Here is a 20,989-nt window from a genome sequence, read left to right as displayed (position 1 = left end):
GCGTCACGCCCGTGGCTACCGCCGCCTCAACCGCACCCACGAACACCGCAAGGCGCTGTTCGCCAACATGGCCGGCTCGCTGATCGAGCACGAGCAGATCAAGACGACCCTGCCCAAGGCCAAGGAATTGCGTCCGATCGTCGAGAAGCTGATCACGCTGGCCAAGCGCGGCGATCTGCATGCCCGCCGTCAGGCCGACGCGCAGCTGAAGCAGGACATCCACGTCGCCAAGCTGTTTGAAGTCCTGGGCGAGCGTTACAAGGACCGTCAGGGCGGCTATGTCCGCATCCTGAAAGCCGGCTTCCGTTACGGCGACATGGCGCCGATGGCGATCATCGAGCTGGTCGACCGCGATCCCGAGGCCAAGGGCGCTGCCGACCGCGCCCGTCTGGACGCAGAGCTGGCGGCCGACGACGAATAATTGGCCTGCCTGAAAGGCATTCCGGGAACCCCGTCAGCGCGCTGGCGGGGTTCTTTCTTGTCTGGGTGATCCCGACTGGTTCTTGAAGCTCGCCCTGATCCCGCGGGGCCTTGACGTTACGTCATGAAAGAATTGTTTTCGCGCGGAACAGCTTTGCTGTTAACTCGCTGGAAACATAATTCAGCCATGCTATTTTCCAGGTTGACGCATTCCAGATCAATTTGTCTAAAAAGCCATGTCCCCACGCGCCGATATCAATGCCGGGCTGACGAAACTGGGCAAGATCGCCCGGTCCGGTTATTTTGTCGGTCTTCATATCCGTTTCGCCGCGCCGCTGATGCAGTTTCAGACCTATGCGCAGGAATGGTCGGATTTCTATTCCCAGAACGGTTACGCGCTGCGCGATCCCACCATTGCATGGGGCTTTTCCACGGTCGGCTCCTGCCGCTGGTCGGCGCTGCCGATTCCCGATCCGTTCAATATCCTCGCCGATGCCGCGAATCATGGCCTGACCTATGGCGTGACGGTCTCGCACGGGCCGATCTCGTCGCGCACCATTGCCAGCTTTGCGCGCGCTGACCGCGAGTTCACCGATGCCGAGATCGCCGAGATCGAGGCCACAGTCAGGCAGCTCCACGATATTACCGAGCCGCCCGAGAGCCTGACCAAGGCTCAGAAAGAAGCCCTTCGCTGCATCGCGCAGGGCGACCGGCACGCAGCAGCGGCGGCCAAGCTTGGAATTACGGAAAGCGCATTCAAGGCAAGACTGATTTCCGTGCGCGAGCGTTTGAACGCGCGCACCACCGCCGAGGCGCTGCAAAGGGCCAAGGAATACCGCTTGTTGTAGAACACTCGCCCGGTCGTTCCGCGACGCGTGAAGGTCCCCTCTCACTCCAGGAGAAGCCTCGATGCAGATGACCACCCTCTCTTTTGCCAATTTGCACAACCATGGCGAGTTGTTCGCAAACCTTTTTCGCGCAAGAAAACAAAGTTTCATCGTCCAGAAGAACTGGGACCTGCCCGAGGTCGATGACATGGAATTCGACCAATATGACACGCCGCAAAGTCGCTGGATCGCCATTCACGACATGGGCACGGTTCTGGCCGGTATCCGGCTGACCCCCACCACCGCCCGCTGCGGCATCTACAGCTACATGATCCGCGACGCGCAGGAGGGGATCCTGGGCGGTTCGATCCCGCAGGACCTGCTTGACGCGCCCGCGCCGGTCGATCCGCAGATCTGGGAATGCTCGCGCGTCTTCGTCAGCCACGCCATCCCGCAGATCTATCGGCGCAAGGTGCATTTCAAGATGGTCGAGGCGATGACCTCGTCGGCCCGCGAACAGGGCGCGACGCGCCTGATCGCGCTGACCGGTGCGAACTGGCCGCGCTGGTATGGCCGCTGTGGGCTGACCGCCGAGGCGCTTGGCCCGATCCTTTGGATCGACGATGGCGAATTCCAGTGCGTCTCGATCGACCTGACCGACAAGATGCATTGATCGCAGTCGTCTCGCGGGGGGTGTTCGGCGGGGCAGGGCGGGCCTAGACTGCCGTCACCATGCCCGATCTGTTCGACTCGCCCTCTGCCACCCCGCCCGAAGCGCCGCGCCCGCTGGCCGACCGTATCCGCCCTGCGCGGCTGTCCGAGGTGATCGGCCAGACGCGCATTCTGGGGGATGACGGGCCGCTTGGCTCGATGCTGGCGGCGGGCAGCCTGTCTTCGCTGATCCTCTGGGGGCCGCCGGGCGTGGGCAAGACCACCATCGCGCGGCTTCTGGCGGACGAGACCGATCTGGCCTTTGTCCAGATCAGCGCGATCTTCACCGGCGTGCCCGAACTGCGCAAGGTCTTCGAGGCCGCCCGCCTGCGCCGCCAGCAGGGCAAGGGCACGCTGCTTTTCGTGGACGAGATCCACCGCTTCAACAAGGCGCAGCAGGACGGCTTCCTGCCGCATATGGAGGACGGCACGATCCTTCTTGTCGGCGCCACGACCGAGAACCCGTCCTTTGAACTGAACGCCGCGCTTCTGTCGCGCGCCCAAGTCATCGTGCTGGAACGCCTGTCTCTGGCCGAGCTGGAGCTGCTGGCGCAGCGGGCCGAGCGTGAACTGGGCCGCAAGCTGCCCCTGACGCCCGAGGCGCGCGATGCGCTGCTGGGCATGGCGGATGGCGACGGCCGCGCCTGCCTGAACCTGATCGAACAGGTCGCCGCCTGGACGACCACCGCGCCGCTGGACACCGACGCGATGGCGCAGCGCCTGATGCGGCGGGCGGCGAAATACGACAAGTCCGGGGACGAGCATTACAACCTGATCTCGGCGCTGCACAAATCCGTGCGGGGCAGCGACCCGGATGCCGCGCTCTACTGGTTTGCCCGGATGCTGGAGGGGGGCGAGGACCCGCGCTATCTGGCCCGCCGCATCACGCGCATGGCGGTCGAGGATATCGGTCTGGCCGATCCCGCCGCCGCCCGGCATTGTCTGGACGCGTGGGCGATCTATGAGCGTCTGGGCAGCCCCGAGGGCGAGCTGGCGCTGGCGCAGGCGGTGATCTATCTGGCGCTGGCGCCGAAATCGAATGCGGGCTACGCCGCCTACAAGGGCGCGCGGGCCGAGGCGCGGCGCACCGGCAGCCTGATGCCGCCCGCCCATATCCTGAACGCGCCGACCAAGCTGATGAAGGATCAGGGCTACGGGGCGGGCTACGCCTATGACCATGATGCCGAGGACGGCTTCAGCGGCCAGAACTATTTCCCCGACGGCATGAAGCGCCCGGTCCTGTATCTGCCGGTCGAGCGCGGGTTCGAGCGCGAGCTGAAGCGAAGGCTGGACTGGTTTGTCAGCCAGCGGCTCAAGCGGGGCGGTTGACTTTGGCCCCGCCGCGCCACAAACCCGAACGATGATGAACCCGTATCTTCAGGTCGCCATCGGCGCGGCAATCGGCGGCATGTGCCGCCTTGCGTTCTATCGATCGCTGCCTGCGCAATGGGTTGCGATGGGTGGCGCGACGCTGGCCGTGAACGTGATCGGCAGCTTCGTGATGGGGCTTGGCTTCGCGCTGGTCGTGCAACGGTTGGGGCAGGATTTCGCGCCCTTCCTGCTGGCCGGGGTGCTGGGCGGGTTCACGACCTTTTCCTCATTCTCGCTGGATGTGGTCGCGCTATGGGAGCGGGGCGAGGCCGTCGCGGCGATATTCTATGTCGCTGCCTCGGTCATCCTGTCCATCCTTGCGCTGATCGCCGGTCTGGCTGTCGCAAGGAGCGTGCTGGCATGAGCGGCGTGCAGATGATCCGCGTGGGTCTGGACGAGGGCGAACAGCGCCTCGACCGTTGGTTGAAGAAGCGGTTTCCGCATCTGTCGCAGGGGGCCGTCGAAAAGATGTGCCGCACCGGGCAGCTGCGCGTGGACGGAGGCCGGGTCAAGGCCGCGACGCGCCTCGAGGCGGGCCAGGAGGTGCGCGTGCCCCCCTTGCCCGATGCCGCGCCCGCCGCGCCCCGGATCAGCCGGGGTCCGCGGATTCCCGAAAGCGATGAGGCCATGATCCAGGCGGCCGTCCTGTGGAAGGACGAGCATGTGATCGCGCTGAACAAGCCTCCGGGCCTGCCAAGCCAGGGCGGCAGCGGGCAGGGCAGCCGCCATGTGGACGGGCTGACCCCGGCGCTGATGTTCGGCTTCAAGGACAGGCCCAAGCTGGTCCACCGGCTGGACAAGGACACGTCGGGCGTGCTGCTGCTGGCGCGCACCGACCGCGTCGCCCGCGCCCTGTCCGAGGCGTTCCGCGCCAAGACCACGCGCAAGATCTACTGGGCCGTGGTGGCCGGCGTGCCGCATCCGCGGATGGGGACGGTGCGCTACGGCTTGGTCAAGGCGCCGGGCCACGGACGCGGCGGCGAGGGCGAGAAGATGATCGCCGTCCATCCCCGCGACATCGACACGACCGAGGGCGCCAAGCGCGCCACCACCGATTACGCGGTTCTGGACGCGCTTGGCTCGCGGGCCAGCTGGTGCGCGCTGGTGCCGATCACCGGCCGCACCCATCAGCTGCGCGCGCATATGGCCGAACTAGGCCACCCGATCGTGGGCGACGGCAAATATGGCGGATCGGGGCAGGAAAACCTTGGCGATGGCTGGGGCGCGCAGCTGGGCGGCGAGATCAGCCGCAAGCTGCATCTGCACGCGCGCTCGATCAGCTTCGACCACCCGATCACGAAGAAGCGCATCACCCTGACCGCGCCCTTGCCCGAGCATATGCAACGCACCTGGAAGACGCTTGGCTGGCATGAGAACGACGTGCCCGACGATCCCTTTGCGGAGGTCGAATGAGGCTCGTCGTCTTCGACGTGGACGGCACGCTGGTGGACAGCCAGCATCACATCATCCGCGCGATGACGGACGGCTTCGCCGCCGCCGGGCTTGAGCCTCCGCCCCGGGCCGAGGTTCTGGGCATCGTCGGCCTGTCGCTGCCGGTCGCGGTGGCGCAGCTTCTGCCGCTGGCCGATCTGGCGACGCAGGCTCAGGTGGTCGAGGCCTACCGTGCCTCTTACATGCAGGCGCGCAGCGAACGCGCGGCGCCGCTTTATCCCGGCGCGCTGGATTGTCTGGACCGTCTGGCGGGCCGCGCTGATCTGCTGCTGGCCGTGGCCACGGGCAAGTCGCGGCGGGGGCTGGATGCGGTGATCGCCGCGCATGGTCTGCAGGGCCGCTTCGTCAGCTTGCAGACGGCGGACGGGCATCCGTCGAAGCCTCATCCCTCGATGCTGATCCAGGCGCTGGCCGAGGCGGGATGCGAGGCCCGCGCGGCGCTGATGGTCGGCGATACCAGTTTCGACATCCAGATGGCGCAGGCCGCCGGAATGCCCGGCTGGGGCGTGACCTGGGGCTATCATCCCGCACAGGCGCTGGATGCGGCCGGGGCGGCGCTGATCGCCGAGGATTTCGGACATCTGACACGGGCAATCGAGGATTGGGCTTCATGAGCGAATGGAAGGCGCGGCGGTTCTGGAAAGCGGTTTCGACACGCGAGGCCGAGGGCGGCCACCAGGTCTTTCTGGACGATCGTGCGCTCAGCACGCCGGGCAAGCTGCCGCTGATCCTCCCCACGGCCGCGCTGGCCGAGGCGCTGGCCGAGGAATGGCAGGCGCAGGGCGACCTGATCCAGCCCCAGACCATGCCGCTGACCCGTGCCGCCAATTCGGCGATTGAAAGGGTTTCGACGCAGTTCGAGGGGGTGGCGGACATGCTTGCCGAATATGGCGGCACCGATCTGCTGTCTTATCGGGCAACCGAACCGGCCGCGCTGATCGAGATGCAGGCTGATTCGTGGGACCCCCTGCTGGACTGGGCGCGCAGCGATCTTGGCGTCGATCTGAAGGTCACGCAGGGGGTGATTCCCGTCGCCCAGGACCCTGCCGACATGGCGCGGCTGCGCGCGCTTCTGGATGAATTCGACGCGTTCGGCCTGACGGCGCTGCACGATCTGGTCACGCTTCCGGGGTCGTTGATCCTGGGGCTGGCCGTGGTGCGCGGGCGTCTGGACGCCGAGCGATCCTTCGCCTTTTCCCGCATTGACGAGGAATTCCAGGCCGCGCAATGGGGCCGCGACGAGGAAGCCGACGAGGCCGCCGAGGCCCGGCGACTGTCCATGATTTCAGCAGAGCGGCTCTGGCACCTTTCGCGGGTCGGTTGAAAGCCTTTGCGATTGCGTCGCGGGTTCTTGACGCTTGGCTTTGTATCGGCACAATACTGCCTATGGGACCGCCCTCCGGGGCGGTTTCGCACAAGAAGGGTCGGCAACGACCCGCTTCGCGCCTTTCGCGGCCAAGGCTTCGGAGGCGCTCCAACACAGAGGTAGATATGACAAAAACGGTTTTCCTGGGGACGGTGGCCGCAGCAAGCCTTTTCGCCGGCATGAGCCTGGCGCAGGAGGGCTCGACCCTCGCGCAGGTGAAAGAGCGTGATGAGCTGAATTGCGGCGTGAATACCGGCCTCGTCGGCTTTGCCGCGCCGGATGCGAACGGCAACTGGACCGGCTTTGACGTGGCGCTGTGCCGCGCTGTCGCCGCGGCCGTGCTGGGCGACGGCAACAAGGTCCGTTTCGTGCCGACCACCGGCCAGACCCGTTTCACCGCCCTCGCCTCGGGCGAGGTTGACGTCCTGGCGCGCAACTCGACCTGGACCTTCTCGCGCGATACCGACCTCGCGCTGGATTTCGTCGGCGTCAACTATTACGACGGTCAGGGCTTCATGGTCCGCAAGGATCTGGGCGTGACCTCGGCCAAGGAACTGGACGGCGCGACCGTCTGCATCCAGACCGGCACCACGACCGAGCTGAACCTGGCCGATTACTTCCGCGCCAACGGCATGAACTACACGCCCGTCAACATCGACAGCAATGCCGAGGGCGAGCAGCAGTACATGGCCGGCGCCTGTGACGCCTACACGACCGACGTGTCGGGCCTGGCCGCGACCCGCGCCGCCTTCGCAGATCCGGAAAACCACGTGATCCTGCCCGAGATCATCTCGAAGGAACCGCTTGGGCCGGCCGTGCGCCACGGCGACAACAACTGGGGCGACATCGTCCGCTGGACGCTGAACGCGCTGATCGCCGCCGAGGAATACGGCGTCACCTCGCGCAACATCGAGGAACTGGTGCGCTCGTCCACCAACCCCGAAGTGCAGCGCCTGCTGGGCGCCAGCGACGATCTGGGCGCGATGCTTGGCCTTGATAACGAATGGGCCCGCCGCGTGATCATGACCAGCGGCAATTACGGCGAGATCTTCGCGGCCAATATCGGCGAACAGACCCCGATCGGTCTGGCGCGCGGTCTGAACGCCCAGTGGACGCAGGGCGGCCTGCTCTACGCGCCTCCGTTCCGCTGATCGCGGCATGACAGGGATCAGGGCCTCCGGGCCCTGATCCCACGCCCCTTCGGGGCCAGTGATCTTCAAGAATTCGCCCGCACCAGATACGGCGCAAAGCCGAGACGCGGGTCAACAGGGGTTTATTCAGATGACGGATGTCTCGGCGCCGGGCAACCCGCCGTTCCGGCTGAGCATGCTGATCTATGATCGGCGCTACCGCTCGCTGACCTTCCAGGTGATCGTTTTCATACTCGTGATGGCGGGTCTCTGGTGGCTGGTGGACAACACCATCAAGAACCTTGCTTTGCTGGGCAAGAACTTCAATTTCGGCTTCCTGTTCCAGCGCGCGGGCTACGACATCCCGCAGACGCCCATCCCCTACACCTCCGACGACACGCATTTCCGGGCCGCGACGGTCGGCCTGCTGAATACGCTGATCGTGTCGGTCCTGGGCTGCATCGCGGCGACCTTCCTCGGCATCATCGTCGGCGTGGCGCGCCTGTCGAAGAACTGGCTGTTCGCCCGCCTGATGACCGTCTTCGTCGAGATCTTCCGCAACATGCCCCTGCTGCTGTGGATCCTGATCATCTACGCGATCTTCACCGAGATCCTGCCCACCCCCGCCGCCTATCGGGGCGAGGACGCGGCCTGGTCGATGATCTTCTTCGACCATGTGGCCTTGACGAACCGCTACACCGCGCTGCCGACCATGGCGATGACCAATGATCCGGGCAGTCTGGATCTGGGCGCGCGCATCACCTTCAACTGGGCGACGATCTCTTTCGCGGCCGTGCTGATCCTGGGCGTGATCGTGCGCCGCATGATCCGCAACTGGGCGCAATCGGTGCAGGACCGCACGGGCGACCGGCCCCGGACCTGGTGGATGAGCCTTGCGGTCATGACCGTGCCCTCGCTGATCCTGATCTGGTATTTCGGCCTGCATCTGGTCGCGCCCGAGCTGACCGGCTTCAACTTCACCGGCGGGCTGAACGTCTCGAACGCGCTGGTCGCGCTGTGGCTGGCCCTGACGCTCTACACTGCCGCCTTCATCGCCGAGATCGTGCGCGCCGGCATCCTGGCCGTCAGCAAGGGTCAGACCGAGGCCGCCTATGCGCTTGGCCTGCGTCCGAACCGCACGATGAACCTGGTGATCCTGCCTCAGGCCCTGCGGGTGATCGTGCCGCCGCTGATCTCGCAATACCTGAACCTGACCAAGAACAGCTCGCTGGCCATCGCCGTCGGCTACATGGACCTGCGCGGCACGCTTGGCGGGACGACGCTGAACCAGACCGGCCGAGAACTTGAAGCCATCGTGCTGATGATGCTGGTCTATCTGGCGCTGAGCCTGATCATTTCCGGCGCGATGAACATCTTCAACGCCCGCGTCAAGCTGAAGGAGCGCTGAGATGAGCGAAACCGGCGCACAAACCGTCGCCTATGTCCGCGACACGATGCTGCCCGCGGCCCCCGCGCCCGAGGCGCAATCCGGCGCGATCAAGTGGCTGCGCGAGAACCTGTTCTCGGGGCCCGTCAATACGATCCTGACGCTGCTGGGCATCGGCATCGTCTATTTCCTGATCGTGACCTTCTGGGACTGGTTCGCCCATTCCGTCTGGAACGCGGGCAGCCTGAACGAATGCCGTCAGATCATCGCCGCCACCTGGGGCGAGGGCGCGCGCGGGGCCTGCTGGGCGGTGATCCGCGACCGCTGGAACCAGTATGTGTTCGGCTTCTACCCGCAGGATCTCTACTGGCGGCCGACCATGACGATGGGCCTGATGATGGTCGCGCTGGCCCCGGTGCTGTTCGCGCCAGAACGCCGGATCCGCCGCATCCTGCTGGTCATCACCGCCGCCGTCACGCTGGTCTCGATGATCGCGCTGTCCGCGCCCGCGGGCTGGCTGATCTTTGCGGCGATCGTGCTGATCGGCGGGCTCTGGATCTCGGAACGCAACGTGCTGTGGCTTCTGCCCTTCTCGGTCGTGTTCCCGCTGCTGGGGGTGTGGCTGCTCTGGGGCGGCAGCCTCTGGGGGCCGATCTTCGTGCTGGTCGGGCCGATCCTCGGCTGGCTGGCCTATCGCGTGATGTTGCGGATCCTGCCTGCGGCCTCGGTCATCGTGGCGATCATCGTCACGCTGCTCTTCTGGCTGACGCTGGCCGGCGAGGCCGCGCGCGACGCCGAGAACCTGCTGTCGCTGTCGATCCAGTCGGTCCGGTCTGACCGGTTCGGGGGCTTCCTGCTCTCGGTCACGATCGGCGTCTCGGGCATCGCCCTGTCGCTGCCCCTGGGCATCATGCTGGCCCTGGCGCGGCAATCGGACATGTTCCTGATCAAGTCGCTCGCGGTCGTCTTCATCGAATTCATCCGCGGCGTCCCGCTGATCACGCTGCTGTTCGTGGCCTCGCTGCTGCTGAACTACTTCCTGCCGCCGGGCACGACCTTCGACATCATCCTTCGGGTCATCATCATGGTGACGCTGTTCGCCGCCGCCTACATGGCCGAGGTGATCCGCGGCGGCCTCGCGGCCCTGCCCAAGGGTCAATACGAGGCCGCAGACGCCCTTGGCCTCGATTACTGGAAGGCGCAGCGGCTGATCGTCCTGCCCCAGGCGCTGAAGATCTCGATCCCGGGGATCGTCTCGACCTTCATCGGCATGTTCAAGGACACGACGCTCGTGACCTTCGTGGGCCTCTACGATCCGCTCAAGTCGATGTCGGACGCGGTGCGCGCCTCCACCGACTGGAAGGGCATCTACTGGGAGCCCTACATCTTCGTCGGCGCCATCTTCTTTCTCATCTGCTTCGGCATGTCGCGTTACTCGATGTATCTCGAACGCCGCCTGCAACGCGACCACAGGTAAGGACCACCGATCATGGAAACCATCGAACGTCAGATCGACCGCAGCCAGATGACGGTCAGCGACGAGGTCGCCATCGACATCCGCGCGATGAACAAGTGGTATGGCAGCTTCCACGTCCTGCGCGACATCAACCTGACGGTGCACCGGGGCGAACGCATCGTCATCGCCGGTCCCTCGGGTTCGGGCAAATCGACGCTGATCCGCTGCATCAACCGGCTCGAGGAACACCAGGCCGGCGACATCGTCGTGGACGGCGTGGCGCTGACCAGCGACATCAAGAACATCGACAAGGTCCGCTCCGAAGTCGGCATGGTGTTCCAGCACTTCAACCTCTTCCCGCATCTGACGGTGCTGGAAAACTGCACCCTCGCGCCGATCTGGGTCCGCAAGATCCCGCGCAAGCAGGCCGAGGAAACCGCGATGCGCTTCCTCGAAAAGGTCAAGATCCCGGAACAGGCGCACAAGTATCCCGGTCAGCTCTCGGGCGGCCAGCAGCAGCGCGTCGCCATCGCGCGCTCGCTCTGCATGCAGCCCCGGATCATGCTCTTCGACGAGCCCACCTCGGCGCTCGACCCCGAGATGATCAAGGAGGTCCTCGACACCATGATCCAGCTCGCCGAGGAAGGCATGACCATGCTCTGCGTCACGCACGAGATGGGCTTCGCCCAAGCCGTGGCCAACCGGGTGATCTTCATGGATCAGGGCCAGATCGTCGAGCAGAACAACCCGACCGACTTCTTCAACAACCCGCAATCGGAACGGACCAAACTGTTCCTCAGCCAGATCCTGGGGCACTAGGAGCGGCGACCCGACGATAAATGGCACGAAAAACGGCCCCTGCCTGATCGCGGGGGCCGCCTGCATTTTGCCTTGGTCCAAATATCCCGGGGGGTCCGGGGGGCTGGCCCCCCGGCCTCGCCCTCAGGCGCGCCCGTCGAAGCGGACGAAATCCATCACGCTGCCCTCGCCGGGCCTGATCTGCGACCAATCCTCGATCTGGAAATCCACCACCAGCGTCGCCGCGGTGGGATAGCGCCGGAAATCCGGATCCATCGGCGTGCGGGACGGCAGCATCGCGGCGAATTCCGAAATCCCCGGATTGTGGCCCAGCATCATCACCGTCTGATGGCTGGCGGTGCGCAGGATGGCCAGCATCCGCTCGGCCCCCGCGTGATAGAGGGCGGGTTCCAACCGCAGCACAGGCCGCGTTCCAAGCGCGGTCCGCACCACCCCCTCCCAGGTCTCGCGCGTGCGCGCCGCGGTCGAGCACAGCACCTCTTCGGGCTCGTAACCCCGGCTGGCCAGCCAATCTCCAAGCGCCCGGGCCGAACGCTGGCCCCGCGTGTTCAGCGGGCGGTCATGGTCCTCCAGCGTGGGGTCGTCCCAGGCCGATTTGGCGTGTCGGGTCAGGATCAGTCTGCGGTATCCAAGCGGAGTCATCTGGGCGCTGCCCCCTTCCCATGCGGTTCACCGCCACCGTGCCACAGGCTCTGACGGGGCTGCAAGCCCCGCCAACGGGCCTAGAGGCCGGTATCGCCCTGCCGCAATCCGCGCGGCTTGACGCGCGGCTCGGTCGAGCGGATCAGCGAACCCGCGCCATGCTCGGTGAACAATTCCAGCAGGCAGGCATTGGGCACGCGCCCGTCCAGGATCACCACAGCGCGGACGCCTTCCTCCAGCGCCTTCAGCGCGGTCTCGGTCTTGGGGATCATGCCGCCGGCGATCTGGCCATCCTCGATCATGGCGCGCACCTGGTCGGGATGAAGCTGCGTCACGACCTCGCCCGAGGCATCCTTGACCCCCGCCACATCCGTCAGCAGCAGCAGCCGGTCGGCCTTGAGCGCCCCGGCAATCGCCCCGGCCGCAGTGTCGCCGTTGACGTTGAAGGTCTCGTTATCCTCCATCCCCGTCGCGACGGGCGCGATCACGGGGATCATGCCGGCGCTGTAAAGGTCGCGGATGATCTGGACGTTCATCTCGACCGGGCGGCCGACGAAGCCCAGTTCGGGATCGTCCGCCTCGCAGACCATCATGTCGTCGTCCTTGCCCGAAATCCCGACCGCACGCCCGCCCGCATCGTTGATCGCCTGGACGATCCGCTTGTTGACCAGACCCGACAGGACCATCTCGACCACCTCGACGGTCTCCTTGGTGGTGACGCGCTTGCCGCGCACGAAATGGCTTTCGATGCCCAGCCGCGCCAGCAGGTCGTTGATCATCGGGCCGCCGCCATGGCACACGACCGGGTTCATGCCGACCTGCTTCATCAGCACGATGTCGCGCGCGAATTCGGCCATCGCCTCGTCGTCGCCCATCGCGTTGCCGCCGAACTTGACCACGACGACCGCGCCGGAATAGCGCTGCAGATAGGGCAGGGCCTCGGACAGGGTGCGGGCGGTGGCGATCCAGTCACGGTTCATGTTCTGTCTTCTCATCCTCAAGGCCCCAAGCTGACGGGCGGACCCTAGGACGCACGGGCGGATCAGTCCAGCCCGGCGATGATCGCGCGCAGGGTGGCGATGCCGTGGCCCTTTTCGGACGAGGTCACGACGATCTCGGGAAAGGCGGCGGGGTGTTTCTGCAACGCCTCCTCGACCTGGGCCAGAACGGGTTTCAGCGCGTTCGGGCCCAGCTTGTCGGTCTTGGTCATCACGACCTGGAAGGGCACGGCGGACTTGTCCAGCAGCTTCATGATCTCGTGATCGACATCCTTCACACCGTGGCGCGAATCGATCAGGCAGAAGGCGCGGCGCAGCGTCGGCCGGCCTGCCAGATAATTCTTCAGCAGCGCCTGCCATTTGGCGACGACCGCGACCGGCGCCTTGGCGAAGCCGTAGCCGGGCAGGTCGACCAGATAGGATTTCTCGCCCAGGGTGAAATAGTTGATCTCTTGCGTGCGGCCCGGCGTGTTCGAGGCGCGGGCGATGCCCTTGCGGCCGGTCAGCGCGTTGATCAGGCTGGACTTGCCGACATTGCTGCGCCCGGCGAAACAGACCTCGGGCCGGTCGGCAGGGGGCAGGCCGTCCATCGCGACCACGCCCTTGAGGAAATCGACGGGGCCTGCAAACAGCAGGCGCGCGGCCTCGGCGGTCTCGGCGTCGGGCTCGGCGGCGATGGGAAAGGCGACCTTCATGGCGTGACCTCGTCTCCGATGCGGATCTCGCCCCCGGTCACGACCTCGGCGAAGATGCCGAAATCCGTATGTCCGTAGAGGCGGTCCAGGGTTTCGACCATGTCGCCGTCGCGCTGGCCGGTGGTGGTGTCGGCCGAGGTCGCGTCGCAGCGCCCGACATGGTCGGTCACGCGCAGCTCGACCCCGCCGATGCGGATGACACGGCCGATCCAGTCACGCTCGGCCCAGGGGCCCGCGCCGTCGATCCACAGATTGCCGCGCCAGCGGCGCGGCCCGAGGCTGCGGCCCGTGCGGCTTTCCAGATCGGCCAGACTGTCCAGCGACAGGATCGAGATCCACGGCCATTTCTGATCCGTCCAGATCGCCGCGCCGCGCACCAGCCGCGTGGGGGCGGGCGCATGGGCAGGCCAGAGCGGGCGCAGCCAGTCGATCAGGGCGGGGCCGTCGGTTTCGGGATCGATGCTGATCTGTCCGGCTTGGGGGTGACGCAGCACCAGCAGGCCGTCCTGCCAGCCCCCCTCGATCGCCTGAAGCGGCAGCGACGATACCCCGCGCAAGAAACAGGATTTGGGCAGCCAGCGATCCGGCTGCCCATCGGTCTGGCTGGCAAGGGCATGGCGTTCGCCCGCTTCGGTCAGCACCGCCCATTCACGGTCGCCGGGCAGGCGCCGCGCGGGCGCGAGCGTCACAGCGTCCAGCCCCTCTCCGCCGACCGACTTGATCGGATGGCGGCGGATCAGGGCCAGCCGCGCCGTCACTTGCCCTTGCCTTCGCGGGCCTTGGCGCGTGAGGGCATCGAGGCGCGGATATTGCCGAAGAAGTCCGGCCGGTGCCCGTGCATCGACATGATCGTGTATTGCTGGATGATCGTGATCACGTTGTTCGTCACCCAGTAGAGCACGAGGCCCGAGGCGAAGCCGCCCAGCATGAACATGAACACCCAGGGCATCCAGGCAAAGATCGTCTTCTGCACAGGATCGGTGGGGGCCGGGTTCAGCTTCTGCTGCATCCACATGCTGACGCCAAGCGCGATGGCCAAGGCCGGCAGGGTCAGCGAATGCAGCAGAGTGCCTTGCGCCGGAACGCCGAAGGGCAGCAGGCCGTAGAGGTTCAGCAGGCTGGACGGATCGGGCGCCGAAAGGTCCTGGATCCAGCCGAACCACGGCGCGTGGCGCAGTTCGATCGTGACGAAGATCACCTTGTAGAGCGAGAAGAAGATCGGGATCTGCAAGAGGATCGGCAGACAGCCCGCGGCGGGGTTCACCTTCTCGCGCTTGTAAAGCTCCATCACCTCTTTCTGGAACTTCATGCGGTCGTCGCCGGTGCGGGCCTTGATCTCCTCCATCTGGGGCTGCAATTCCTTCATCTTGGCCATCGAGATGTAGGATTTGCGTGCCAGCGGGAAGACCAGCGTCTTCAGCACGAAGGTCAGCGCGATGATCGCCCAGCCCATGTTGCCGATGATGCCATGCAGCCAGTGCAGCAGCTGGAAGATCGGCTTGGTCAGGAAATAGAACCAGCCCCAGTCGATCGAGTCGACAAAGCGCTGGATGCCCTGCTCGCGCTCGTAGCTGCGGATGACCTCCCAGACCTTGGCGCCGGCGAACAGGTAGCTTTCGGCGGTCAGCTGCGTGCCGGGCGCGACCGTCTGCATCGGAAAGCGCGCCTCGGTCTGGTAGATGTCCGCGCCCTCGGCATATTTCACGACGGCGGTGAAGGCCTGACCGGGCGCGGGAGCCAGCGTGGTCATCCAGTACTTGTCGGTGAAGCCAATCCAGCCATTGCCGCTGACCTCGAAGATCTCGGCACGGCCCTCGCGGGCGATCGGGTCCAGACCGGCGATGTCGCGGTATTTCTTTTCGACGAGGCTGCCATCGACCATGCCGACCACGCCTTCGTGCAGGATGAAGAAGTTCTGCGTGTCGGGCCGGCCGTGGCGGGCGATGATGCCGTAGGGCGCGGCCGAGAAGGCGGCGCTGCCGCTATTCTCGAGGCTCTGGCCGACGGTGAACAGGTAATTGTCGTCCAGCGCGAAGGTGCGGCGGAAGATCTGGCCTGCGCCGTTGTCCCAAGCCAGCGTGACGGGTTGGCCGGGCGCCAGCGTGTCGCCGGATTCAAGCGTCCAGACCGTCGCCGGGCCGGGCACCAGATCGGGCGAGACGCCCGGTCCCGGCGTCCAGCCATAGACGGCGTAATAGGGCTTCGTCAGGTTGACGTTGACCCGGTCATCCGCCGTCGCCGACGAGGGCGACAGCAGGCGCACCTCGGGCGAGCCCTCGTCCAGCGTCTCCTTGTAGCGGGTCAGCATCAGGTCGTCGATCCGGCCGCCCAGAAGCGAGATCGAGCCTTCCAGCGCCTCGGAACGGATCGCGACGCGGCCAAGCGGCTCGGCCGGCTCGTCCGTGCCGGCCAGATCAGCCGGCGCGGCCTCGCCCACGGGCACCGCAGGCGCCAGCGGCTGGTCGCCGATGCCCTGCTGCGCCAGAGGCTGGCCCGATGGCTGGTCCGAGACGGGTTCGGGCGCAAAGACCGTATACCAGACCAGGATCACCAGGAACGACAGGACCGTCGCCAGGATCAGATTTCTGTTGTTGTCTTCCATGCCGTCACCACTGTCATCGCGTCAGTCGCGCCGGTTCAACAGAAGCGCCCCCCAAAGGTCAAGCAGATTTGCCGCGACGCGCAGTCACGCAAGGCCCCCAGCCGCGCCCCGAGGCGCGTTTCAGCCCAGCAGCCGGCCGATCGTCCGCCCGTTCTCGGCATGGCGCGCCAGATAGGCGGCCACGTCCTCCAGCGGCATGGGTCGGGCGATGGCGTGGCCCTGCACCTCGTCGCAGCCCATCTGGGCGAGGAAGGTGTATTCCTCGCGCGTCTCGACCCCTTCGGCCAGGGCGGCGATGCCCAGACGTTCGGCCAGGGCCAGGATCGCCAGGATCATGCGCTGCTGCCCGGGATCGATGTCGCAGCCGGTGACGAAGCTGCGGTCGATCTTGATGCGCTGCACGCCGAATTGTCGAATCGCGTCCAAGCTTGCATAGCCGGTGCCGAAATCGTCCAGATCGATATGGCAGCCCGCCCGGGCCAGCGCCATCAGGTTGCGCCGCGCCTCGGCATTGCTGGTGATCGGGCCGACGGTCTCGAGAACCTCGATCGTCAGGCGTTCGGGGCGCAGGTCGTGGCGGTCAAGCTCCCACAGGATGCCGGCGGCGAAATCGGGATTGGCCAATTCGCAGTTCGAGATGTTCAGCGAGACGGAGGGCACGTTCCAGCCCGCCTCGTCCCAGGCCTTGAGCGCGCGGAGCCCCTGATCCAGGACGGCAAGGGTCAGCGCCCCGTGATCCTCGGCCGACATGCGCCCGAAGAACGCGCCCGGCAGCAGCAGCCCGCGCTGTGGATGGTTCCAGCGGGCCAGCAGCTCGAAGCCCCGGACCGCGCCGGTATTGCAGCAGACCTGCGGCTGGAAGAACGCCTGGATCTGGCCGGCCGCAGCGGCCTCGGCCACGCTCGCGCCCTGGCCGCCCGCCGTCAGCGCCGGGTCATAGGGAAACAGCGTCACCCGGCCAAGCGCGTCGTCGTGAAGCGTCTCGAACCGCTGGCGGGCATTGTCGGTCATCTGGCACAGATCGGGCAGGGGCGGGCCCTCGGCATGGATCAGCACGCCCGTCATCACCGGCACGATGTCGCGCCCCGACACCGCCACGGGCCGCTGCGCCTGATCCAGAAGGCGCCGCGCGACGCCCATTGCGTCCAGTTCGTCGCGTCCGTTCAAGGTCACCGCGAAAAGGCCGGGCGCGATGATCTGCACCGGGTCCTCGGGGCGGATCGCGCGGCTCAGCGTCATCGACAGCCGCACCACCAGATGGCCCATCGCCGCCTTGCCCAGATGCTCGGCCAGAGGTTCGGCATTTTCCAGCCGCAACAGCAGCAGGCTGCGGCTGCCCGTTGCCGGATCGGGAAGGGCGGACCGGCCCAGCACCGTCCGCAGTGGCGACAGGAGACGAGAAAATCTTTGCAACATGCCGGGCCTTTCACTCAACCACCAAGGATCGGGTTTAGGCTGGAATGCTTGCCGTTCCGTTAATGTTCGCCTGCATTCTCGCGCAGGATCGGCGGATTCCCCGCTTCAGGCGCGTCCGCAGCCGGGAAAAGTCCCGAAAAGTCGAACAATCCGCTGTCCAGCAGATGCGAGGGGCGCACATTCATCAGCGCCCGGAACATGACCTGCCGTCGGCCGGGGCTGCGCGATTCCCACTCGTCCAGCATCCGCTTGACCTGCACGCGCTGCAGCCCCTCCTGGCTGCCGCACAGATCGCAAGGAATGATCGGATAGTTCATCGCGCGCGAGAAGCGCTCGCAATCGGCCTCGGCCACATAGGCCAGCGGGCGCAGCACGGTCAGGTCACCCTCTTCGTTCAGCAGCTTGGGCGGCATCGCCGCCAGCCTGCCCCCGTGGAAGAGGTTCATGAAAAACGTTTCCAGAATGTCGTCGCGGTGATGCCCCAGAACCACGGCCGAACAGCCCTCTTCGCGCGCGATGCGGTAGAGATTGCCGCGCCGCAGGCGCGAGCACAGCGCGCAATAGGTCCGGCCCGCAGGCACCTTTTCCTTCACGATGGAATAGGTGTCCTGATACTCGATCCGGTGAGGCACGCCGCGCGCCGCCAGGAATTCGGGCAGGACCGTGGCCGGAAAGCCGGGTTGACCCTGATCCAGGTTGCAGGCCAGCAGCTCGACGGGCAAGAGCCCGCGCCACTGCAATTCATGCAGAACGGCCAGCAGCGCATAGCTGTCCTTGCCGCCCGACAGGCAGACCAGCCAGCGATCGCCGGGGCGGATCATGCCGTAATCCTCGATCGCGGCGCGGGTCTCGCGTACCAGGCGCTTGCGAAGCTTGCGGAACTCGGTCGAATCCGGGGCGCCAGCGAAAAGCGGGTGGATCTCGGTCTCGTCGGAATCGTCCAGCATCACGGCGCTTTCTTCTGTTGGTGCGCGCAGGCGCGGTCATGATCGGGATCGGCGCCCGGAACGGGGTCGTAGCCATGCCCGCCCCAGGGATGGCAGCGGCAGATCCGGCGCGCTGTCAGCCAACCGCCGCGCAGCCCGCCATGCCGCGCCAGAGCGTCCAGCGCATAGGCCGAACAGGTCGGCTGGAACCGGCAGCCATGTCCGACCCAGGGCGAGGCGACCAGCCGGTAGGCCCGCACCGGCAGGGCCAGGGCGCGTGCCAGCGGGCTCATGCGTGGATCTTTCGCAGCGCGCGGCCCAGATCGTCGCAGAGCGTATCAAAGGGCCGGGTGGCAGTGGCCTCGGGGCGGCCGACAAGAACGTAATCCCAGCCGGGGCGCGCCAAGGCGGGTAGGACGTGGCGCGCCACCTCGCGCAGGCGGCGCTTGGCGCGGTTGCGGGCGACCGCATTCCCGATCTTCTTCGAGCAGGTGAACCCGATCCGCGGCGGCCCGTCATCATCCCGCGCGCGGGCCTGCAACAGGAAGCCCGGCATGCCCTGACGGCGTGCGCGGGCAGCGGCCAGAAAATCGGCGCGCTTGGTCAGGATCGGCGGCAGGCGGCGTTCGCGAACGCGAAATGCCGCCGTGCCGACATCCCCTGGCTGCGGATCAGCGATGGGATGGGGCAGAGGCGGCATGTCGACAGCCTTGTTCGGGCGGGTCATCCCCGCCGGGCGCAATGTCAGGCCGACAGGCGCTTGCGGCCCTTGGCGCGGCGGCGGTTCAGCACCAGACGGCCGCCTTTGGTGGCCATGCGGGCGCGAAAGCCGTGACGGCGCGCACGAACGAGGTTCGAAGGTTGGAAAGTGCGCTTCATGGTCGGTCTCCGGGTCGTATCTTGCGGGTGACGCGGGGACGGGAGACGGTGCATACCGACACCCCGCGCAAACGCGCCGGTCATTCGAAGCCCGCCACCTAATGCAGATGGCCCGCCCCGTCAACCCGACTCAGCCGCGTCGCCGAGAAAACCCCCGGACCCGTCCGCGCCGGTCACATTTTGGCGTTCTGCACCGCTGCGGGGGTGACAAGGAACCGTGGCAACATCACATTCGTTTGAACAGGATTGCCCGAACCGCTGGCTGACAACCGGGCGGCATGACAGCATAACCCCGGATCACATGCGACTGAACACGATCTCTGGCCGATTCGCTTTGCTGACGATGATGTTCGTCATCCTGGCCGAGCTTTTCATCCTGCTGCCCTCGCTGGCCGCGTTCCGGCTGGATCACCTGGAATCCCGGCTCGAACGCGCGCAGATCGCAAGCCTCGCGCTGCTGGCGACCGACGAATCGCTGGCTGCCGATCTCGAGGCCGAGCTGCTTCAGAATGCGGGCGTCTTCAACGTCGTCCTGCGGCGCAACGACATCCGCCAGCTTGTTCTGTCCTCGCCCATTCCGGGGCCGGTCGCCGCCACCTATGATCTGCGCGATGACGGCGTGGTGCAATCCATCGACGACGCGCTGGCGACGCTGTTCCGGCGCGATAATCGCGTGATCCGGGTGATCGGGGCGCCGGTGAACCAGGCCGGCCAGCTGATCGAGATCACGATGGAGACCGCCCCCCTGCGCGAGGCGATGATCGACTACGCGCTGCGGCTGCTGGTCGTGTCGGCGGCCTTCTCGATCCTGACGGCGGCGCTTCTGTTCATCGCGGCGCAGCGCCTGATCCTGGTGCCGATCCGCCGCGTGATCAGTCATATGTCGGCCTATGCCAAGGCGCCCGAGGATGCGCGCCACATCATCACCCCCGACGCCCGGCTGGTCGAACTGCACGAGGCCGAGACCGCGCTGCAATCGATGCAGAAGACCGTGACCTCGTCGCTGAAGCAGAAGGAGAGGATGGCGCAGCTGGGGCAGGCGGTCGCCAAGATCAGCCACGATCTGCGCAACATCCTGACCACGGCGCAGATCTTCGCCGACCGGCTGGAGGACAGCGCCGATCCCAAGGTGCGCCGCGCCGCGCCCAAGCTGGTGAACTCGATCACCCGCGCGGTGAACCTGTGCGAGACGACGCTGGCCTTCGGCAAGGCCGAGGAACCCTCGCCCACGCTGTCGCGCTTCAATCTGGCGAAGCTCGCCGCCGAGGTGGTCGAGGCCGAGAGCCTTGCCGGCGAGGCCGCAGGCAAGGTCGAGTTCCTGACCGACATCCCGCCCAGCCTGACCATCCGCGCCGACCGCGACCAGTTGTATCGGGTGCTGTCGAACCTTGTGCGCAATGCCCGCCAGGCGATCGAGGGCACGAACCAGCCCGGCACGGTCGAGATCGGCGCGGGCGAGAATGACAGCGACTGGTGGATCCGGATCGGCGATACCGGCCCCGGCCTGCCCAGCAAGGCGCGCGAATACCTGTTCCAGCCCTTCACCGGCGGCGCGCGCAAGGGGGGAACGGGCCTTGGCCTCAGCATCGCGGCCGATCTGGTGCGCGGCCATGGCGGGCGGCTGGAACTGATCCGCAGCGACGAAGAGGGCAGCCAGTTCTGCATCCTGATTCCGCGCGACATGGCGATCCTGCCCCTGCGCGCCGAACTGGCCCCGACCGGCTGACCTTGCAAATTACCGCCCGGACGCTTTTTTCCGGGCAAGGTGATTTTTTGTGGTTTTTGCCCTTGCGCTCGTTTGGCGCGACGGTTAGTTCACCGCCTCAAGACGGACCCGTAGCTCAGCTGGATAGAGCACCAGACTACGAATCTGGGGGTCGGGCGTTCGAATC

At 66.2% G+C, this 20,989-nt stretch carries 23 protein-coding genes; 13 read left to right on the top strand and 10 right to left on the bottom strand.

All coding sequences use genetic code 11. The annotated features are described in order from the left end of the window. The 12 genes from rplQ to QAR72_RS13760 all read left to right on the top strand — a co-directional run. Positions 1-421: 50S ribosomal protein L17 (rplQ, locus tag QAR72_RS13815; protein WP_304617964.1), on the top strand; the 421-nt coding region annotated here is incomplete at its 5' end. A 235-nt stretch (positions 422-656) separates the two neighbouring features. Further along, positions 657-1,268: a helix-turn-helix transcriptional regulator gene (locus QAR72_RS13810; RefSeq protein ID WP_304617963.1), complete on the top strand. Its 612-nt coding sequence runs from the start codon at positions 657-659 to the stop codon at positions 1,266-1,268. A 61-nt stretch (positions 1,269-1,329) separates the two neighbouring features. Further along, positions 1,330-1,920 carry an acyl-homoserine-lactone synthase gene (locus QAR72_RS13805; protein WP_304617962.1) on the top strand — a complete coding sequence of 197 codons (591 nt, stop codon included), beginning with the start codon at positions 1,330-1,332 and terminating at the stop codon, positions 1,918-1,920. A gap of 59 nt (positions 1,921-1,979) precedes the next feature. Beyond that, positions 1,980-3,287, top strand: coding sequence for a replication-associated recombination protein A (locus QAR72_RS13800; protein ID WP_304617961.1), 1,308 nt, complete (start codon positions 1,980-1,982; stop codon positions 3,285-3,287). Positions 3,288-3,318: 31 nt separating this feature from the next. Then, on the top strand, positions 3,319-3,693 hold the full coding sequence (locus QAR72_RS13795; protein ID WP_304617960.1) for a fluoride efflux transporter FluC: 375 nt from the start codon (positions 3,319-3,321) through the stop codon (positions 3,691-3,693). Next, complete coding sequence (locus QAR72_RS13790; RefSeq protein WP_304617959.1) at positions 3,690-4,742, top strand: RluA family pseudouridine synthase; 1,053 nt, start codon at positions 3,690-3,692, stop codon at positions 4,740-4,742. The genes QAR72_RS13795 and QAR72_RS13790 overlap by 4 nt, the downstream gene beginning before the upstream one ends. Then, complete coding sequence (locus QAR72_RS13785) at positions 4,739-5,395, top strand: HAD-IA family hydrolase (RefSeq protein WP_304617958.1); 657 nt, start codon at positions 4,739-4,741, stop codon at positions 5,393-5,395. The genes QAR72_RS13790 and QAR72_RS13785 overlap by 4 nt, the downstream gene beginning before the upstream one ends. Then, positions 5,392-6,105 carry an ATP12 family chaperone protein gene (locus QAR72_RS13780; RefSeq protein ID WP_304617957.1) on the top strand — a complete coding sequence of 238 codons (714 nt, stop codon included), beginning with the start codon at positions 5,392-5,394 and terminating at the stop codon, positions 6,103-6,105. The genes QAR72_RS13785 and QAR72_RS13780 overlap by 4 nt, the downstream gene beginning before the upstream one ends. Positions 6,106-6,272: 167 nt before the next feature. After that, positions 6,273-7,298, top strand: coding sequence for an amino acid ABC transporter substrate-binding protein (locus QAR72_RS13775; RefSeq protein ID WP_304617956.1), 1,026 nt, complete (start codon positions 6,273-6,275; stop codon positions 7,296-7,298). Between the two features lie 130 nt (positions 7,299-7,428). Then, positions 7,429-8,685, top strand: a complete 1,257-nt coding sequence (locus QAR72_RS13770) for an amino acid ABC transporter permease (protein WP_304617955.1) — start codon at positions 7,429-7,431, stop codon at positions 8,683-8,685. A gap of 1 nt (position 8,686) precedes the next feature. Beyond that, on the top strand, positions 8,687-10,141 hold the full coding sequence (locus QAR72_RS13765) for an amino acid ABC transporter permease (RefSeq protein ID WP_304617954.1): 1,455 nt from the start codon (positions 8,687-8,689) through the stop codon (positions 10,139-10,141). A 12-nt stretch (positions 10,142-10,153) separates the two neighbouring features. Beyond that, a complete protein-coding gene (locus QAR72_RS13760; RefSeq protein ID WP_304617953.1) occupies positions 10,154-10,939 on the top strand; it encodes an amino acid ABC transporter ATP-binding protein in 786 nt (261 codons plus the stop codon). A gap of 123 nt (positions 10,940-11,062) precedes the next feature. Here QAR72_RS13760 and QAR72_RS13755 read toward each other — a convergent pair whose 3' ends face one another. From QAR72_RS13755 to rpmH, 10 genes are all read right to left on the bottom strand, one after another. Further along, positions 11,063-11,581 carry a SixA phosphatase family protein gene (locus tag QAR72_RS13755; RefSeq protein WP_304617952.1) on the bottom strand — a complete coding sequence of 173 codons (519 nt, stop codon included), beginning with the start codon at positions 11,579-11,581 and terminating at the stop codon, positions 11,063-11,065. 80 nt (positions 11,582-11,661) lie between these two features. Then, complete coding sequence (argB, locus tag QAR72_RS13750) at positions 11,662-12,561, bottom strand: acetylglutamate kinase (protein WP_304617951.1); 900 nt, start codon at positions 12,559-12,561, stop codon at positions 11,662-11,664. 62 nt (positions 12,562-12,623) lie between these two features. Next, on the bottom strand, positions 12,624-13,274 hold the full coding sequence (yihA, locus tag QAR72_RS13745) for a ribosome biogenesis GTP-binding protein YihA/YsxC (protein ID WP_304617950.1): 651 nt from the start codon (positions 13,272-13,274) through the stop codon (positions 12,624-12,626). Further along, entirely contained in the window at positions 13,271-14,032 is a 762-nt protein-coding gene (locus tag QAR72_RS13740; protein ID WP_304617949.1) for an MOSC domain-containing protein, read from the bottom strand. Before QAR72_RS13740 ends, yihA begins: the two co-directional genes overlap by 4 nt. Further along, entirely contained in the window at positions 14,029-15,876 is a 1,848-nt protein-coding gene (yidC, locus tag QAR72_RS13735) for a membrane protein insertase YidC (protein WP_304617948.1), read from the bottom strand. The genes QAR72_RS13740 and yidC overlap by 4 nt, the downstream gene beginning before the upstream one ends. A 120-nt stretch (positions 15,877-15,996) precedes the next feature. Then, positions 15,997-17,289, bottom strand: a complete 1,293-nt coding sequence (locus tag QAR72_RS13730) for an EAL domain-containing protein (RefSeq protein WP_304617947.1) — start codon at positions 17,287-17,289, stop codon at positions 15,997-15,999. A 62-nt stretch (positions 17,290-17,351) separates the two neighbouring features. Then, a complete protein-coding gene (gene ttcA / locus QAR72_RS13725) occupies positions 17,352-18,239 on the bottom strand; it encodes a tRNA 2-thiocytidine(32) synthetase TtcA (protein ID WP_304617946.1) in 888 nt (295 codons plus the stop codon). Continuing rightward, positions 18,239-18,511 (bottom strand): membrane protein insertion efficiency factor YidD, encoded by a 273-nt coding sequence (yidD, locus tag QAR72_RS13720; RefSeq protein ID WP_304617945.1) that lies wholly within the window; start codon positions 18,509-18,511, stop codon positions 18,239-18,241. Before yidD ends, ttcA begins: the two co-directional genes overlap by 1 nt. Continuing rightward, positions 18,508-18,918 carry a ribonuclease P protein component gene (rnpA, locus tag QAR72_RS13715; protein WP_304617944.1) on the bottom strand — a complete coding sequence of 137 codons (411 nt, stop codon included), beginning with the start codon at positions 18,916-18,918 and terminating at the stop codon, positions 18,508-18,510. Before rnpA ends, yidD begins: the two co-directional genes overlap by 4 nt. 44 nt (positions 18,919-18,962) lie before the next feature. Then, on the bottom strand, positions 18,963-19,097 hold the full coding sequence (gene rpmH, locus QAR72_RS13710; protein WP_042247969.1) for a 50S ribosomal protein L34: 135 nt from the start codon (positions 19,095-19,097) through the stop codon (positions 18,963-18,965). A 301-nt stretch (positions 19,098-19,398) separates the two neighbouring features. Between rpmH and QAR72_RS13705 the strand changes: the two genes are divergently transcribed. After that, positions 19,399-20,823 carry a sensor histidine kinase gene (locus QAR72_RS13705; protein WP_304617943.1) on the top strand — a complete coding sequence of 475 codons (1,425 nt, stop codon included), beginning with the start codon at positions 19,399-19,401 and terminating at the stop codon, positions 20,821-20,823. Positions 20,824-20,989: the final 166 nt, after the last annotated feature.

This window comes from Paracoccus sp. (in: a-proteobacteria) (assembly GCF_030604785.1).
Taxonomy (GTDB): domain Bacteria; phylum Pseudomonadota; class Alphaproteobacteria; order Rhodobacterales; family Rhodobacteraceae; genus Paracoccus.
This window is presented reverse-complemented; position numbering and strand designations above follow the sequence as displayed.